Here is a 14,450-nt window from a genome sequence, read left to right on the forward strand (position 1 = left end):
GCCAATGCGCCTGTTTGCCCACCTTCTCGCTTTCCTGGCCCTGGCGACATTCGCCGGCCAACCTGTCGCGGCGCAATCGATCCTGCGCGATGCGGAGACCGAGGCATTCCTCGACGATATCTCCGCCCCGCTGGTCGAGGCGGCCGGACTGGTGCCCGGCAATGTCGATGTGGTGCTGATCAACGATCCGTCGATCAACGCATTCGTTGCAGGCGGGCAGGTGGTCTACCTCCACTCCGGCCTGATCGACGCCGCCGACACGGCGAACGAGGTGCAGGGCGTGATTGCGCACGAGCTCGGGCACATAACCGGCGGCCACATCATCCGCATCCGCGAAGGTTATGGCGCGGCGACCAACATCACGCTGCTGTCGATGCTGGCCGGGATCGGCGCCGCGCTGGCCGGCGCGGGCGATGCTGCGATGGGCATTATCATGGCGGGCCAGCAGGCCGCGCTCGGCAAGTTCCTCGCCTTCAGCCGTACGCAGGAAGCCAGTGCCGACGCCGCCGGTGCCAAGTACCTCTCCGGCGCCGGCATTTCCGGCCGCGGTTCGCTCGCTTTCTTCGGCAAGCTGCTCAACAAGGAAGTGCGTTACGGCATCCGTCAGGACGACGAGGCCGGTTTCTATCGCACCCACCCGCTTTCGGGCGATCGTATCTCCAAACTGCGCGAGACCTACGAGGCCGATCCTGCATGGGAAGCCCCACTCGACCCTGATTGGGAACGCCGTTTCCAGCGCGTGAAGGCCAAGCTGCAGGGCTATGTCGCCAAGCCCGAATATACCTACCGCGACTATCCGGAAAGCGACCAGTCGACCCCCGCGCTGCTGGCGCGCGCCTACGCCTATCACAAGGAAGCGCGCATCGACCGCGCGCTCGACACCGCCGATGCGCTGATCGCGCGTGATCCGACCGATCCCTATTTCCTTGAGCTCAAGGGCCAGGTCCTTCTCGAATCGGGGCGTCCGGGCGAAGCCATCGGGCCGCTGCGGCAGGCAACCGAACTCACCCGCGCCGAACCGCTTATTGCCGCATTGCTGGGCCACGCACTTATCGCCACCGAGGAAGAGACGAATTACGAAGAGGCCGAACGCGTGCTGCGTGCCGCGGTGGGACGCGACCGCTACAATCCCTTTGCCTGGTACCAGCTCGGCGTAGTCTATGCAGCGCGCGGCGACATGCCCCGCGCGCGCCTCGCCAGTGCGGAACAGCAGGTGATGAACCGGCAGTATCCGCTCGCCCTGCGCAGTGCGCAGGCGGCAGAGGCCGGGCTTCCGCAAGGTTCGCCCGACTGGCTGCGCGCGCAGGACATCGCGATGGAAGCGCGGGCGCTGATGGAACAGCAATGCGAGATCAAGAACGGGCGTGGTTGCGCCGACCTGCGGCGCTGACACGAGGGGCAAGACAATGAGAGACGTACTGACCGTGCTGATTGCACTGCTGGCTGGCTTTGCCGGGGCGGCAATCTGGTCGCTGACCGGCGTGGGCAATGCCCAGACGCGCGAATACCTGCTCGAAAACCCCGATATCCTGCCCGAAATGGCGCGGGCCTATCAGGCGCAGGAGCAGCAGGACCGCCTTGCCTCGGTGTCCGACGACGTGCGCGAACCTTTCGCCGGCGCAGTGCTGGGTAACCCGAATGGTTCGCGGACACTCGTGAAGTTTACCGATTACGCATGCGGATATTGCCGCGCGAGCGTGGCCGACATCGACCGCCTGATTGCGGAAGACCCCGAACTGCGCGTCGTGATCCGCGAATATCCGATCCTCGGCAGCGAGGCCGCGGCGCGCATGGGTCTCGCCGCAGCGCAGCAGGGCAAGTTCGACGCCTACTACCACGCGATGTTCGCTTCCGGACCGCCAACGGCGGAAAGCATCAATGCCGCCGCCCGCGCGGCAGGGATCGACATGGAGGCTGCACAGGCTTTCGGCTCGAGCGCAGAGGCGACGGCAGAGCTCGAACAGACCTTCGCCTATGCCCGCCAGCTTGGCTTCTCCGGCACGCCGAGCTGGATCGCCGGTGACGCCGCTTTCGAGGGCGCGGTCGGCTTTGAAGAGCTCAAGGCCGCGGTGAGCGACGCGGACAGTTGATCCGGCGGCTCGCCCTTCTCCTGAGCGCTCTTCTCGCCTCCCCGCTCGCGGCGGAGGAGAAGGATGCGCTGCGCGAATACCAGCAGCTCGAGGAGCAGCTGTTCACCGCGGGCTACAGGCTCGCGGCGGCCAATGCTCCCTTCTGCGAGACCACCCTGCCCGCCAGCGGCTTCGCCATCCATGACGCCGCATCCTACGGCCAGAGCGAACAGGTGCGCGCCAACCTGGGCCTTCGCGGCGACATCGGCGTGCAGGCCGTCGTCGACGGATCACCAGCTGCAGTGGCAGGGCTGAGACAGAACGACACCATCCTCGCCATCGGCGGACGCATGGTCGAGCCCACCTGGCCGCCGACCAAGGAAGGGTGGCAACGCACACTGACCCTCATCGGTGCAATCGCCAGCGAGGGCGAGGACGGCACGCTCGACCTGATCGTCGCACGGCCGGGCAGCGAGATGATCCGCCTCGCCATCCCGACGGTGCCGGTCTGCGCCTCGCGCTTCGAAGTACTCGATTCCGGCGACGATGCATGGGCCGACGGCAAGCGTGTCGCGATGGGCCGCAAATGGCCCCCGTTCTCCTATGGGGACGAGGACGCCTTCGCAGGCTCGGTCGCGCACGAGCTGGCCCACAATCTCCTCGGCCACCTTTCGACCTTCGAGGAAACCGGGCGCAAGCGTCGCCTCACCCGGCTGTCCGAACGCGATGCCGACCGGATCATGCCGTGGCTGCTATGGAACGCGGGCTACGATCCGCGTGGAGCGGTTCGCTGGATGGAGCGCTGGGGCCCCAGGCATGGCGGCGGGCTGCTGCGCAAACGCACGCATGACGGCTGGGACGAACGCGTCGAATTCATCGAGGCGGAAATCGTCACTCTGAACGCGCTGATCGCCGAGCACGGCTGGGAGCCGGGCGAAGCCGACTGGCGCACCCATTTCCGGCAGGAACTGGCCGAGAAGCTCGACCGGTAGGAGCTATTCCTCGATCGCGGTCTTGTACATCGAGGCGAGCGGCTTCTCCATCACGCGGCGGACCATCGGCTCGAAGAACTCGAGACTCTCGCTCTCGTAATCGGGATCGAAAGCGGACTGGTCGTATTTCTCGCAGAATTCCGCGCAGGCATCGAAATGCGGGGAGTCGCGGAATTTTTCGCGCATGTCCTTGTCCATGCCGAGGTGGTGGAAATAGTAATAACCCTGGAAAGCGCCGTGGTTCTGGCAGATCCAGTGGATCTCCTCGGTCACGAACGGCTTGATGATTGCCGCTGCCACTTCGGGATGGTTGTAGCTGCCCAGCGTGTCGCCGATGTCGTGGAGCAGCGCCATGACCACATATTGTTCGCCGCGCCCGTCGCGATGCGCCCGAGTCGCGGTTTGCAGCGAATGTTCGAGGCGGTCGACCGGGAAGCCGCCGAAATCGCCGTCGAGCAGCTTGAGATGCGTGAGCACGCGGTCGGGCAAGTCCTTGGCAAACTCGCGATATTCCGCGCCGATGATCGCCCAGTCTTCCTTGGTGCCTTCCTTCATTTCGCGGAACTTGGCGCGTTCGCTAAGCGAATGGGCAAGGTTTTCGGGCTTGTTCATCGGTCTCTCCTTCTCCGCCATGCATAGTAGCGGCTGGCGCAATGCGCTGCAATTGCGCTAGGGCCTTGGGGAATGGCCGTGTTGCCCCTCAGTCCAACGCCCTTCTTTGCAAACAAGAACCAGGCGTTCTGGAACCTCCAGCTGGCCGGCTGGGGCGGAACCGCGCTCCTGCGCGCCATGTCGGCCTTCGCCAACGGCCAGCCTCTCGAATTCTTTTTCGTCATCCTGATCGCCACGATCACCGGCTTCTCGATCAGCCTGATCCTCTCGGTGATCTACGGCTACCTGATCCGGCAGCGACCGCTCGTGACCTGGGGCGGGACCGCGCTGGTGCTTGGCGTGGCGGTGGGCGCCTATGCCTTCATCGACAGCTGGGTGCTCGGTCTGACCCGCTCGACGGCCGAAACCGGCTTCGTGCGAATCTTCATCGGCATCTACTTCTTCGACCTTACGCTGCTGGGCGCTTGGTCGGCGCTCTATTACGCGATCAATTTCTTCCTGCAGGTCGAACAGCAAGCCGACCGGCTCGAACGGCTCGAGGCGCAGGCGACCAGCGCGCAGCTGGCCATGCTGCGCTACCAGCTCAACCCGCACTTCCTGTTCAACACGCTCAATTCCATCTCGACGCTGGTGCTCCTTAACCAGACCAAGCCTGCCAACGCGATGCTCACCCGCCTGTCGAGCTTCCTGCGCCATACTCTGATCACCCAGCCGGGCGGCAAGGTTACGGTCGCGCAGGAGGTCGAGACGCTGATGCTCTATCTCGATATCGAGCGTATGCGTTTCGAAGAGCGCCTGCAGACCGAATTCCGCGTCGAGGAAGCCGCCGCCAAGGCGCAGATCCCCTCCATGCTGCTCCAGCCGCTGATCGAGAACGCGATCAAATACGGCGTCAGCCCGCAGGAAGAAGGGGCGACCATTTCGCTGCTCGCGCAGATCGTCGGGCCGCGATTGCGGATCACCGTTTCGGACACCGGCCCCGGCGTCGATGTCGGCGGCGTGGCGGACGACCTCCCGGCCGTGATGGCGACCCACAAGCGCCGCGATTCGACCGGCGTCGGCCTTGCCAATATCCGCGACCGGCTCGCGCAGGCCTATGGCGACGATCACCGCTTCGAAATCCGCTCCCCCGAAAGCGGTGGATTCACCGTGCTGATCGAGATTCCGCACGAATTCGCCGACGCTGCGGAGCCGTCTACCGAAGCGCGTTCGACAGGGGAGGTGAAACCGGCCAGCCCTTCGATCGTTGAATCCCCGAATCCCCCCCAAAAGGTAAGCCAGGTAAAATGACTATCCGAACGATCCTCGTCGATGATGAGAAGCTCGCCATCCAGGGCCTCCAGTTGAGGCTGGAACCGTTCGAGGACGTCGAGGTGATCGAGACCTGCCAGAATGGACGCGAGGCGATCCGCGCGATCAAGACGCTGAAACCCGATCTCGTCTTCCTCGACATCCAGATGCCCGGCTTCGACGGCTTTTCGGTCGTGCAGGGCGTGATGGAGATCGATCCGCCGCTCTTCGTGTTCGTCACGGCTTTCCAGGAACACGCGATACGCGCCTTCGAGGCGAACGCGGTCAACTACCTGATGAAGCCGGTCGACGAGGACAAGCTCGCCGACACGATCGAGCGCGTGCGCCAGCGTCTCGCCGAGAAGAAGAGCAGCGACGAGGCCGATCGCCTGCGCGGTGTCCTCTCCGAAGTCGCGCCCGAAGCGGCGAGCGACATGGAAGGCGACGATTCCGAAGCTGCCGGTCGCTATGAAAAGCTTATCAATGTGAAGGACCGCGGCCAGATTTTCCGCGTCGAAGTCGACACGATCGAGCACATCGAAGCCGCCGGCGACTACATGTGCATCTACACGGGCGACAATTCGCTGATCCTGCGCGAGACGATGAAGGACCTCGAGCGCCGTCTCGATCCGCGCACCTTCCAGCGCGTGCACCGCTCGACCATCGTCAACCTCGACCAGGTCCGCCAGGTAAAGCCGCACACGAACGGCGAATGCTTCCTCGTTCTGGATAGCGGGGCGGAAGTGAAAGTGTCGCGCAGCTACCGTGACGTTGTGGCGCGCTTCGTTCACTGATGGCTTTCCAGCTCGACGGGTTCGATCTCGACACATTCGTTCAGGACACACTTGCCGAAGACCTCGGTGAGGGGCTTCCCGATGGTGGGCGCGACGTCACCAGCGAAAGCGTGATTCCGGCCGATGCGCGGTTCTCCGGCGTCATGGACACGCGCGATGCGATCCATGTTGCTGGGCTGCCGGTGGCAGAGGCTTTCTTCCGTGCGCTCGACCCCGACATGCAGATCGACATCCTCGTCGAGGAAGGCGCACACGTGCCTGCCGGGACCGACCTGATGCGGCTGGAGGGCAATGCGCGCGCCATGCTCACTGCCGAGCGTGCGGCGCTCAACACCGTCCAGCACCTCTCCGGCATCGCAACGATGGTCGCCGAGTATGTGGCGGCGATGGACAATCCCGATTGCACCCTGCTCGACACCCGAAAGACCATTCCGGGGCTTCGCCATCTCGAGAAATACGCCGTACGCATGGGTGGCGGGGCGAACCACCGCATGGGCCTGTGGGATGCTGCGATGATCAAGGACAACCACGTCCTCGTCGCGGGATCGGTCGGCGAGGCCGTCCGCCGCGCGGTCGAGGCGGGAGTGAAGGACATCATTTGCGAGGTCGACCGGATCGACCAGATCGAACCGGCGCTCGAAGCAGGTGCGACCCGCCTGCTGCTCGACAACATGGAGCCGCCTACTCTGCGCGAGGCTGTCGCACTGGTGGCAGGCCGTGTGCCGACAGAGGCGAGCGGCGGCATCAACCTCCAGACAATCAAGGCGAAAGCGGCAACGGGTGTCGACTACGTGTCAGTCGGCAGACTTACCCAGAGCGCACCTGCCGCCGACATCGGTCTGGACTTTACCCCGCTCTGAATTTCGGGCAGCACGTCTGCGTGGGATCGTCGTTTGGAGGGGAACGGGGGCGATGCGTCCAAGATCAATCAGGCTATTCGAAATGCTGTACCTCAGTGCGATCGCGCTGGTGGCGGCAAGTGCAATCTATGATTTCGGCGCACTGATCGCTGCGGCCGAGGGGGACCTGTCGCGACGCGGCATCGACCCGACGACGCTGGTGATCGCGGGCATCGCCTTCACCGTCTTCCTGATGCTGGCGCTGTGGTTCATGGTCGCGCGGCTGCGGATCGGCTTCGTGCGGTTCCTGCTGATCGCGCTGCTCGCGTGGCAGGCCTGGCCGCTGCCGCAGGCGCTTTCGAACGGTACCAGCGCGAGCGACGTCGTCGCCATTGCGACCATCGTGCTTCAGGCGATCGCGATCATCTTCACCTTCACACCCAGCGCGCGCGCCTGGTTTGCGGGACCCGGTCCGGACATCAGTGATCAGATCTAGCGCGTTTGCCGCAGGACTGGCGCTCGCCGCCCTGCCCGCGATCGCACAGGCGCAGGCGTTCCAGTGCGCGCTGCCGCAACGGGTCACCGTTCCCGAAGTGCGCAGCGAGGCACCGCGCCGCCTGCCCGTCACCGGCTATACGCTGGCGCTGAGCTGGGCCCCCGAATACTGCCGGTTCCGCGAGGACAGCCGCCGCGATGCGCGCCAGTGCTCGGGCGAGAGCGGGCGCTTCGGATTCGTGGTGCATGGCCTCTGGCCCGATAGCGGGCGCAGCTGGCCGCAATGGTGCGGCGGTAGCGACATGCCTGCGATCGAACTGCGCAAGAACCTCTGCGTCAGCCCCGATGCGCGCCTGATCGCACGCCAGTGGGAGAAGCACGGCACCTGCATGGCTCGCCGCCCGTCGACCTATCTCAAGGTCACGCGCATCCTCTACAATGGCCTGCAATGGCCCGATTTCGTGCGCATAAGCCGCGAGGACGACCTTACCGCCGGCACCATCCGTACGCGCTTTGCCGATGCCAACCCGGGCTGGTTTCCGGAGGCGGTCGGCGTTGTCCTCGACGAGCGCGGATGGCTGGAGGAGTTACGCCTCTGCTACGACAAGCGCTTCATGCCTGAAGCATGCGACCGCAGGCGCTTCGGCGCGCGCAATGACAAGGCCGCGAAAATCTGGCGGGGGTTGTGAAGGACCCCGAGCCTGATCATTCCTCGTCGGCGAAATAGCCAGCAAACTTCTCGATTGAGCGGGTCCATAACTGGATCTGGCGGCGGTAGTTCTCGCGCGTGATACCCCCATCGGAAATTATGTACATCCGTACCGAAATCCGCCCGTCGGGATCGACGTAGGCGCGACCGAAATTCTGGCGGTAATTGTACTTGGAGATCGCTTCGGCGATCTCTTGCGCGCTTGCATCGTCCGGCGAGCCGAAGGTCGCGAGCAATGAGGTCCCGTGGCAGTTGGTCTGGGCCTCTGCATCGTCACAGGCCAACAGCAACACATTGGCGTAAAGGTTGTTCGAAAAGGTCACATTGAGCGAATCGTTCGACGTCGAGGCTTCGAACGTCGCGTTATTCGCCTTGAGCGCAGTTTCGAGATCGGCCCGCGTGAAGACCCTGATGATCTCGCTTCCCTGCGCGAGTACCGGCGTCGCCGACAGGGCAAAACTCGCCGCGCAGATGAACAAAGCCGTCTTGATCTTGGTCATGATGGATACCCCCTTTGTGGGAAACCGTAATCATCCCTCCAAAACTTGCCCACCCCGTTGGTGCGCTTTCTCCCTGACAGTTTCAGGGGGTGAGGAGAGGCCGCCTCAGCGCCGCTCCCTGAAGAAGTCCCGCAGCATCTCCGCTGCCTTCCCCTCACCGATCCCCGCATAGACCTCGGGCCGGTGCAGGCATTGCTCCTGCTCGAATATGCGCCCGCCGTGCTCGACTGCGCCGCCCTTGGGGTCGCTGGCGCCATAGTAGACCTTGCCGATCCGCGCATGGACGATGGCGCCCGCGCACATGGCGCAGGGCTCCAGCGTCACCCATAATTCGCAGTCGGTGAGACGTTCTTGCCCCAGCGCCTCGGCAGCGCGGCGAATCGCAAGAATCTCTGCATGGGCGGTCGGATCGCAGGTATCGCGCGGGGCGTTGTGCGCCTCGGCGATCACCTCTCCTCCCCGCGTGACCACGGCGCCAACCGGCACTTCGCCCGCGGCCGCGCTGGCTTGTGCCAGTTCGAGCGCGCGCTTCATCGGTTGCGGAAGGGTCCAGCCTGTCATACCAGCGCCTCGCTAGCCCGCAGGCTTCGGGGGCGCAACGTGCTTGACGATTCGCACCCTCACCGCTATGCGCGCCGCTTTCCGGGAATAATGAGCCCCGCACCGCATCTGCGGCCAAGGGAACTCGCCCGCCCATTCGAACGAAGAGACTTATCATGTCGCGTATTTGCGAACTCACCGGCAAGGGCCGCCAGGTCGGCAACAATGTGAGCCACGCCAACAACAAGACCAAGCGCGTCTTCCTGCCGAACCTGCAGAACGTCACGCTGATGAGCGAAAAGCTGGACCGCAGCTTCAAGTTCCGCGTCTCGACGCAGGGCCTGCGTTCGGTCGAGCACAATGGCGGCCTCGACAACTGGCTGCTGAAGACCAGCGACGACAAGCTTTCGGCCAACGCGCTCAAGGTAAAGCGCGAGCTGAAGAAGGCTGCCGCCGCTTCGTAAGAGCGCGGCGCTTCGGCGCTTTCCCTTTCGGGATAATCAAAAGGCGCGCGGGGACTACCTGCGCGCCTTTTGCCGTGCCCGACCCCCGTTCACGTCCCACACCAGCTTGAGCAGCAGCGTGCGCTGGTAGCTGGCGAAATTGTCGTCCGAGATCAGCCACAGGGCCCAGTTGCCGCCCTCGTCGGTCACTGCGAGACCCTCGTAATTCTCGGTCGGGAAAGGCTCGTCGATCCGCGCGAGGAAAGTGCTGGGCAGGACCTCGTCCTTCTGGATGCCCGCCGGGTCCGCGATCACGAGCATGGCAGGAAAGTGCAGCGGAAGTCCCAGCCGCACTCCGCGCAGCAACACCACCATCTTGCCATTGGGCAGGAGCGATGCGTCCGAAGGCCGGTATCCGTCGCGCCCCTGGAACACGAAGCGCAGTGGCTCGGCCCCCGAGGTGGGATCGCCAGGGAAAAGCAGCGCCTCGTGAAGCCCATCGGCCAGCGCGCGCTCCTCGATCACCACGAATCGCCCGTCCTTCAGCCGTACCAGCGATTCGGGGCCCGAATTGCCGCCCCAGTCCTTCATCTCGTCGGGGCGGACCTGCGCGCGCATCTGCAATCCGGGGGCGAAGCGGATGATCTGCTGCGCCCATTCAAGCCCCGCCCAGACCTCCCCGCTACGCGGATCGAAGGCCAGCGATTCGACATCGACATGGCTCTTGTCGGCGCGCTCGAAATTGAGGAACTTGTCGAGCCTCGGCGCGGCCGAACTGCGATCGGGTCGGGGCAGGTGCATCAGCCTGCCGGCATCGTTCGCAGCGAGGAATTCGTCCTTCTTCCACGCGATCATCGCGGAGTACCCACCGAAATGGTCGTTCGCGCTCGACAGCACCCAGGCCGAATCGAGTACCAGCGGTCCCGCGCGGGCTGGATCGGTCTCGATCCGCTCGATCGTCACTGGCGAGGTAAAATCGGGAGGCGGGATTTCGCTGCGCACGAAGGTGCCCGGCGCAACGGCAAGGGCCAGCAGGCAGGCAAGGAGTATCCGCTTCACGCGCATGGCTCTGGCGCAGCTAGTCTGTCGCTACGCTGAGCGGAAGGGGCTTCACGGCATCGGGGGCAGGAACAGCAACGGATCGAGGCGGCTGTCGCGCCACATCAGGCTCCAGTGCAGGTGCGGGCCGGTTGCGCGTCCCGATGCGCCGACATTGCCGAGCAGCTGGCCCTGTTCGACCTCATCGCCCTCGGCAACGGCAAGCCGCGACATGTGGATGAAGGCGCTGTTGAGGCCCGCGCCATGGTCGAGGATGACGATCCCGCCCTCGAGGCTGAAGCCGGTGCGCGCGAGCACCACGACACCATCGGCAGGTGCCACGAAGGGCACGCCATTTCCCGGCGCGATGTCGAGGCCCGAATGGTAGCTGCCCGGTTCGCCGCGATAGATGCGCTGGCGGCCGAAGCGGCCCGAGATGCGCCCCGTGACCGGCCAGATGAACTGCTGCTTCCAGCCCTCAGCGCCGGTCTTCTTGGCGCGGGCATCGCGGATGGCGAGCCATTCGGGCTCGCGCTTGGCCCACCATTCCTCGCTGCTGCCGCTCGGCCTGAGCGCGACATTCACACGCTCGATGTTCCAGTCGCGCGGCGACACGCGGATCGGGTGCTCGACCGTCAATCCGACCTTGTGCGTTGCTTTCAGGACCTCGAGCGCGGGGGCATCGCGATCGAATGCGGCGAAGAAATTGCCCTCGTCGTCCACCGCTACCGGCGTGTCGCCGAGCGTCGCGGAAACCGTACCGGAGGGCACCTTGCCGCGAATCCAGCCGCCCTGCGTGCGCTCGCCCGATGCGACCGTGATCGCGAGCGTCTCGGTACGGATGGGCGGGGGAGCAGGCGTGGGGGGCGGAAGCGGCGCAGGGAGGGTCGCGACCACCGGCTCGGTCGCCGGTTCTTCGGAGTTCGAGACGACATCGGCGACCGGCGTCGAGACGGCGCAGGCAGCGAGCGTCAGGCTCAGGAGGGAAAGAGGCGCGACCCTTCGAAAACTCACGGTTTCAGGCGCTCGGTGGCGAGCTCTGCGCTGGCATAGGCCTCCTGGTACTCGACCGACCAGTAGCGCAGCTCGTCCAGCGCGATCGGCACGCCGCTTGCCGCGCAGAAGACGTGCTGGCCGCCGCGCAGCACGCGAAAGCCGTTGGGACCGTATTGCAGCTTGGCCTCGCCCGAAGCGGGGCCGGAATCCTTGTTCATCAGCATGGGATGCCTCTTAGCAGGCCGTGTCTAACCGAACAAATCATCCTGCGCGGGCGGCGTTCCCTTTTTCGGGGGTTTGGGGCGCGGCGCGGGTGTCGGGCGAGGCGGAGGCGCCTCTCCGGTCGAAACGTCGAGATCACCATCGCGGAACTTTAGCGTGAGCGCGGCCTCTTTCTGCGCCTGCACCTTGTCGGTGAGTGTCCTTCCGTCGGGGCCGGTCACCCGCACATAGCCGCGCTCCAGCGGCCGGTCGGGATGGAGCTGTTCGGCAAGGCGCGCAATGGCCGCGAGCTTCTCGCGCCGGTCGGCGAGCGGCTTCGTGACGAGCGAGGGCGTCAGGCGCACCGCCTCGAGCGAGCGCTTGGCATCGCGCAGGCTGCGCGAAAGCACCGCCGGCGAGAGACGCAGATTGCCTAGCCGCTCGCGTCCCTGCGCGGTCCTGTCCTGCAAGCCCCGGCGGAGACGTTCGGACAGATCGTCGAGCTGCTGCCCCTGCGGCTGGAGCAGCGTTTCGGGCGTCGGCAGCCTTTCGGCACGCGCCTGCAGACGCTCGCGGCCAAGCTGGACGGGGCGCAGGATGGCGCGCTTGGTCCGGGCTGCGAAATCATCGAGCGTGGCGGCGAGTTCGGCGCGCACGGGTACGGCGATCTCGGCAGCGGCGGTCGGTGTGGGCGCGCGCATGTCGGACGCTAAGTCGACGAGCGTCGTGTCCGTTTCGTGCCCCACCGCGCTGATTGTCGGGATCGAGCACTCGGCGACCGCGCGAACGACCACTTCCTCGTTGAAGCTCCACAAATCCTCGATCGAACCGCCACCGCGCGCGACGATCACGAGGTCGGGGCGGTCTGGATGGCCCTCCGGCAGTCCGGAGAACCCGCGCACCGCACCCGCGACCTGTTCTGCAGCGCCCTGCCCCTGCACGAGGACTGGCCACACGATCACGCGGCTCGGGAAACGGTCTGCCAGACGGTGGAGGATGTCGCGGATGACCGCGCCAGTGGGCGAGGTCACCACGCCGATGGTCTTTGGCAGGAACGGCAGGCGGCGCTTGCGGCCCTCGTCGAACAGCCCCTCTGCCTGCAGCCGCGCCTTGGTCTTTTCGAGCAGCGCGAGCAGAGCGCCCTCGCCCGCCAGCTCCATCCGTTCGACCACGATCTGGTATTTCGAGCGCCCCGGATAGGTCGTCAGCTTGCCGGAAGCGACCACCTCCAGCCCGTCCTCCGGCTGGAACGGCAGGCGCTGCGTATTGCCGCGCCACATGACCGCGTCGATCACCGCCTTCTCGTCCTTGAGGCTGGCGTAGAGATGGCCCGAGGCGGCGCGCTTCACACCCGACAATTCGCCGCGCAGGCGCACGAAGCCGAAACGATCCTCGACCGTGCGCTTCAATATATTGGAGATTTCGCTCACCGACAGCGGCTCGGCGTTGTCGCCGGCGCGGGACCTCGCTACCAACCCATCATTGTTGTCATCCGGTGGGAAACTTGCAGCCATGAATATCCTTTTGCTCGGCAGCGGCGGGCGCGAACATGCTCTGGCATGGAAGCTGGCGCAATCTCCTTCCTGCGACAAGCTGTGGGCGAGCCCCGGCAATCCCGGAATGGAAGAATGCGCGACATGCATCGCGCTCGACAGCGGCGACCATGACGCGGTCGTCGCGTTCTGCGGCGAGAACGACATCGGCCTCGTCGTGATCGGCCCCGAGGTCCCGCTGGTCGAGGGGCTTGCCGATGCCCTGCGCGCAGCAGGCATCCGCGCCTTCGGTCCGTCCAAGGCTGCGGCGCAGCTCGAAGGCAGCAAGGCCTTCACCAAGGAGCTGTGCGAGCGCGCGAAGATCCCCACCGCCAAGTTCATCCGCTGCACTTCGCTGGAAGCGGCGTGGGGCGCGCTCAAGAAGTTCGACGCGCCCTTCGTATTGAAGGCCGACGGGCTGGCCGCGGGCAAGGGCGTGGTGATCGCCGAGACCCGCGAGGATGCGCAGGAAGCGCTGTCCGAAATGTTCGACGGCAAGTTCGGCAGCGCGGGCGCCGAGGTGGTGATCGAACAGTTCCTCAAGGGCGAAGAGGCAAGCTTCTTCGCGCTGACCGATGGCGAGACCATCGTGCCCCTCGCCAGCGCGCAGGACCACAAGCGCGTGGGTGATGGCGACGAGGGTCCCAACACCGGCGGCATGGGCGCTTATTCGCCCGCCCCAGTGCTGACCGATGCCCTCCGCGAGCAGGCCATGCGCGAGATCATCGAGCCCACCGTGCGCACCATGCGCGAAGAAGGCATGCCCTATTCTGGCGTGCTTTATGCCGGGCTGATGCTGACCAAGTCCGGCCCCCAGCTGATCGAATACAATGTCCGTTTCGGCGATCCCGAATGCCAGGTGCTGATGATGCGGCTGGAAAGCGACCTCGTCGAACTGATGCTCGCCTGCGCCGAAGGGCGGCTAGGCGAGATCGAGACGCCGAAAATGTCGGGCGACTTTGCGCTGACCGTGGTGATGGCGGCAGAGGGCTATCCCGGCACGCCCAAGAAGGGCGGCAGCATCGATCTCGGCGAGGCCGAGGCAAACGGCGCCAAGGTCTTCCACGCCGGCACCAAGCGCGAGGACGGCCAGCTGGTCGCAAACGGTGGCCGCGTGCTCAATGTCACGGCCAAGGGCTCGACCGCCACCGATGCGCAGCGCAATGCCTACGAAGCAGTCGACGCCATCGACTTCGCAGACGGCTTCTGCCGCCGCGACATCGGCCAGCGCGAAGTGCGCCGCGAACGGCACGGGTGATGCAAGACACCTGCCGGTGTTGTCCGCTTTCAGGCTGAACCAGATCTAGCTTTCATGGCTCAAAGTGGGTGGCAAGGGGACATTCGCGGGATCGCATGATCGAAGTCCGCTAGCTTTAGAAGCAGACCCGTGCCGGACGCAT

17 protein-coding genes are annotated in these 14,450 nt (G+C 65.2%); 10 read left to right on the top strand and 7 right to left on the bottom strand.

Annotated elements, in window-relative coordinates; genetic code table 11:
- The first annotated feature begins 4 nt into the window (after positions 1-4).
- The 3 genes from K3165_RS08205 to K3165_RS08215 are packed head-to-tail and all read left to right on the top strand — an operon-like array spanning position 5 to position 3,061.
- A complete protein-coding gene (locus K3165_RS08205; RefSeq protein WP_221548251.1) occupies positions 5-1,390 on the top strand; it encodes a M48 family metalloprotease in 1,386 nt (461 codons plus the stop codon).
- A 16-nt stretch (positions 1,391-1,406) separates the two neighbouring features.
- Complete coding sequence (locus K3165_RS08210) at positions 1,407-2,090, top strand: DsbA family protein (protein WP_221548252.1); 684 nt, start codon at positions 1,407-1,409, stop codon at positions 2,088-2,090.
- Positions 2,087-3,061: a PDZ domain-containing protein gene (locus K3165_RS08215; protein WP_221548253.1), complete on the top strand. Its 975-nt coding sequence runs from the start codon at positions 2,087-2,089 to the stop codon at positions 3,059-3,061. Before K3165_RS08210 ends, K3165_RS08215 begins: the two co-directional genes overlap by 4 nt.
- Positions 3,062-3,064: 3 nt before the next feature.
- Here K3165_RS08215 and K3165_RS08220 read toward each other — a convergent pair whose 3' ends face one another.
- Positions 3,065-3,673, bottom strand: coding sequence for an HD domain-containing protein (locus K3165_RS08220; RefSeq protein ID WP_221548254.1), 609 nt, complete (start codon positions 3,671-3,673; stop codon positions 3,065-3,067).
- A gap of 72 nt (positions 3,674-3,745) precedes the next feature.
- Here K3165_RS08220 and K3165_RS08225 point away from each other — a divergent pair, with 72 nt between their 5' ends.
- The 5 genes from K3165_RS08225 (at position 3,746) to K3165_RS08245 (ending at position 7,780) form a co-directional block, all read left to right on the top strand.
- Positions 3,746-4,963, top strand: coding sequence for a sensor histidine kinase (locus K3165_RS08225; RefSeq protein WP_221548255.1), 1,218 nt, complete (start codon positions 3,746-3,748; stop codon positions 4,961-4,963).
- The gene (locus K3165_RS08230; protein ID WP_221548256.1) at positions 4,960-5,757 is read left to right on the top strand and encodes a LytR/AlgR family response regulator transcription factor; all 798 of its coding nucleotides are present in this window, start codon (positions 4,960-4,962) and stop codon (positions 5,755-5,757) included. Before K3165_RS08225 ends, K3165_RS08230 begins: the two co-directional genes overlap by 4 nt.
- Positions 5,757-6,617, top strand: coding sequence for a carboxylating nicotinate-nucleotide diphosphorylase (gene nadC, locus K3165_RS08235; RefSeq protein WP_221548257.1), 861 nt, complete (start codon positions 5,757-5,759; stop codon positions 6,615-6,617). The genes K3165_RS08230 and nadC overlap by 1 nt, the downstream gene beginning before the upstream one ends.
- 82 nt (positions 6,618-6,699) lie before the next feature.
- A complete protein-coding gene (locus tag K3165_RS08240) occupies positions 6,700-7,092 on the top strand; it encodes a hypothetical protein (RefSeq protein WP_221548258.1) in 393 nt (130 codons plus the stop codon).
- A complete protein-coding gene (locus K3165_RS08245; protein WP_221548259.1) occupies positions 7,079-7,780 on the top strand; it encodes a ribonuclease T2 family protein in 702 nt (233 codons plus the stop codon). The genes K3165_RS08240 and K3165_RS08245 overlap by 14 nt, the downstream gene beginning before the upstream one ends.
- 16 nt (positions 7,781-7,796) lie before the next feature.
- Here the strand turns inward: K3165_RS08245 and K3165_RS08250 are convergent, their stop codons facing one another.
- Positions 7,797-8,300 carry a YbjN domain-containing protein gene (locus K3165_RS08250; protein ID WP_221548260.1) on the bottom strand — a complete coding sequence of 168 codons (504 nt, stop codon included), beginning with the start codon at positions 8,298-8,300 and terminating at the stop codon, positions 7,797-7,799.
- A 105-nt stretch (positions 8,301-8,405) separates the two neighbouring features.
- Complete coding sequence (locus K3165_RS08255; RefSeq protein ID WP_221548261.1) at positions 8,406-8,861, bottom strand: nucleoside deaminase; 456 nt, start codon at positions 8,859-8,861, stop codon at positions 8,406-8,408.
- A gap of 155 nt (positions 8,862-9,016) precedes the next feature.
- On the opposite strand from K3165_RS08255, the gene rpmB reads away from it, so the two are divergent.
- A complete protein-coding gene (gene rpmB / locus K3165_RS08260) occupies positions 9,017-9,304 on the top strand; it encodes a 50S ribosomal protein L28 (RefSeq protein ID WP_221548262.1) in 288 nt (95 codons plus the stop codon).
- Positions 9,305-9,358: 54 nt separating this feature from the next.
- Here rpmB and K3165_RS08265 read toward each other — a convergent pair whose 3' ends face one another.
- From K3165_RS08265 to xseA, 4 genes are read right to left on the bottom strand one after another with little or no spacing between them, the layout of a single operon-like run.
- Complete coding sequence (locus tag K3165_RS08265) at positions 9,359-10,342, bottom strand: esterase-like activity of phytase family protein (protein ID WP_221548263.1); 984 nt, start codon at positions 10,340-10,342, stop codon at positions 9,359-9,361.
- A gap of 51 nt (positions 10,343-10,393) precedes the next feature.
- Positions 10,394-11,335: a M23 family metallopeptidase gene (locus tag K3165_RS08270; protein ID WP_345720700.1), complete on the bottom strand. Its 942-nt coding sequence runs from the start codon at positions 11,333-11,335 to the stop codon at positions 10,394-10,396.
- On the bottom strand, positions 11,332-11,541 hold the full coding sequence (locus tag K3165_RS08275) for a DUF2093 domain-containing protein (RefSeq protein ID WP_221548264.1): 210 nt from the start codon (positions 11,539-11,541) through the stop codon (positions 11,332-11,334). The genes K3165_RS08270 and K3165_RS08275 overlap by 4 nt, the downstream gene beginning before the upstream one ends.
- Positions 11,542-11,565: 24 nt before the next feature.
- Entirely contained in the window at positions 11,566-13,032 is a 1,467-nt protein-coding gene (gene xseA, locus K3165_RS08280) for an exodeoxyribonuclease VII large subunit (RefSeq protein ID WP_221548265.1), read from the bottom strand.
- Between xseA and purD the strand changes: the two genes are divergently transcribed.
- On the top strand, positions 13,031-14,308 hold the full coding sequence (gene purD, locus K3165_RS08285) for a phosphoribosylamine--glycine ligase (protein WP_221548266.1): 1,278 nt from the start codon (positions 13,031-13,033) through the stop codon (positions 14,306-14,308). The genes xseA and purD overlap by 2 nt on opposite strands.
- The last annotated feature ends 142 nt before the right edge of the window (positions 14,309-14,450 follow it).

The organism is Qipengyuania xiamenensis, from assembly GCF_019711495.1.
GTDB lineage: Bacteria > Pseudomonadota > Alphaproteobacteria > Sphingomonadales > Sphingomonadaceae > Qipengyuania > Qipengyuania xiamenensis.

Bases quoted from the DNA above. Each gene is read 5' to 3' on its own strand.
- K3165_RS08255 (WP_221548261.1), bottom strand. From the start codon at position 8,861: ATGACAGGCTGGACCCTTCCGCAACCGATGAAGCGCGCGCTCGAACTG.
- rpmB (WP_221548262.1), top strand. From the start codon at position 9,017: ATGTCGCGTATTTGCGAACTCACCGGCAAGGGCCGCCAGGTCGGCAAC.
- xseA (WP_221548265.1), bottom strand. From the start codon at position 13,032: ATGGCTGCAAGTTTCCCACCGGATGACAACAATGATGGGTTGGTAGCG.
- K3165_RS08275 (WP_221548264.1), bottom strand. From the start codon at position 11,541: ATGCTGATGAACAAGGATTCCGGCCCCGCTTCGGGCGAGGCCAAGCTG.
- K3165_RS08250 (WP_221548260.1), bottom strand. From the start codon at position 8,300: ATGACCAAGATCAAGACGGCTTTGTTCATCTGCGCGGCGAGTTTTGCC.
- K3165_RS08240 (WP_221548258.1), top strand. From the start codon at position 6,700: ATGCTGTACCTCAGTGCGATCGCGCTGGTGGCGGCAAGTGCAATCTAT.
- purD (WP_221548266.1), top strand. From the start codon at position 13,031: ATGAATATCCTTTTGCTCGGCAGCGGCGGGCGCGAACATGCTCTGGCA.
- K3165_RS08205 (WP_221548251.1), top strand. From the start codon at position 5: ATGCGCCTGTTTGCCCACCTTCTCGCTTTCCTGGCCCTGGCGACATTC.
- K3165_RS08220 (WP_221548254.1), bottom strand. From the start codon at position 3,673: ATGAACAAGCCCGAAAACCTTGCCCATTCGCTTAGCGAACGCGCCAAG.
- K3165_RS08225 (WP_221548255.1), top strand. From the start codon at position 3,746: ATGGCCGTGTTGCCCCTCAGTCCAACGCCCTTCTTTGCAAACAAGAAC.
- K3165_RS08210 (WP_221548252.1), top strand. From the start codon at position 1,407: ATGAGAGACGTACTGACCGTGCTGATTGCACTGCTGGCTGGCTTTGCC.
- nadC (WP_221548257.1), top strand. From the start codon at position 5,757: ATGGCTTTCCAGCTCGACGGGTTCGATCTCGACACATTCGTTCAGGAC.
- K3165_RS08230 (WP_221548256.1), top strand. From the start codon at position 4,960: ATGACTATCCGAACGATCCTCGTCGATGATGAGAAGCTCGCCATCCAG.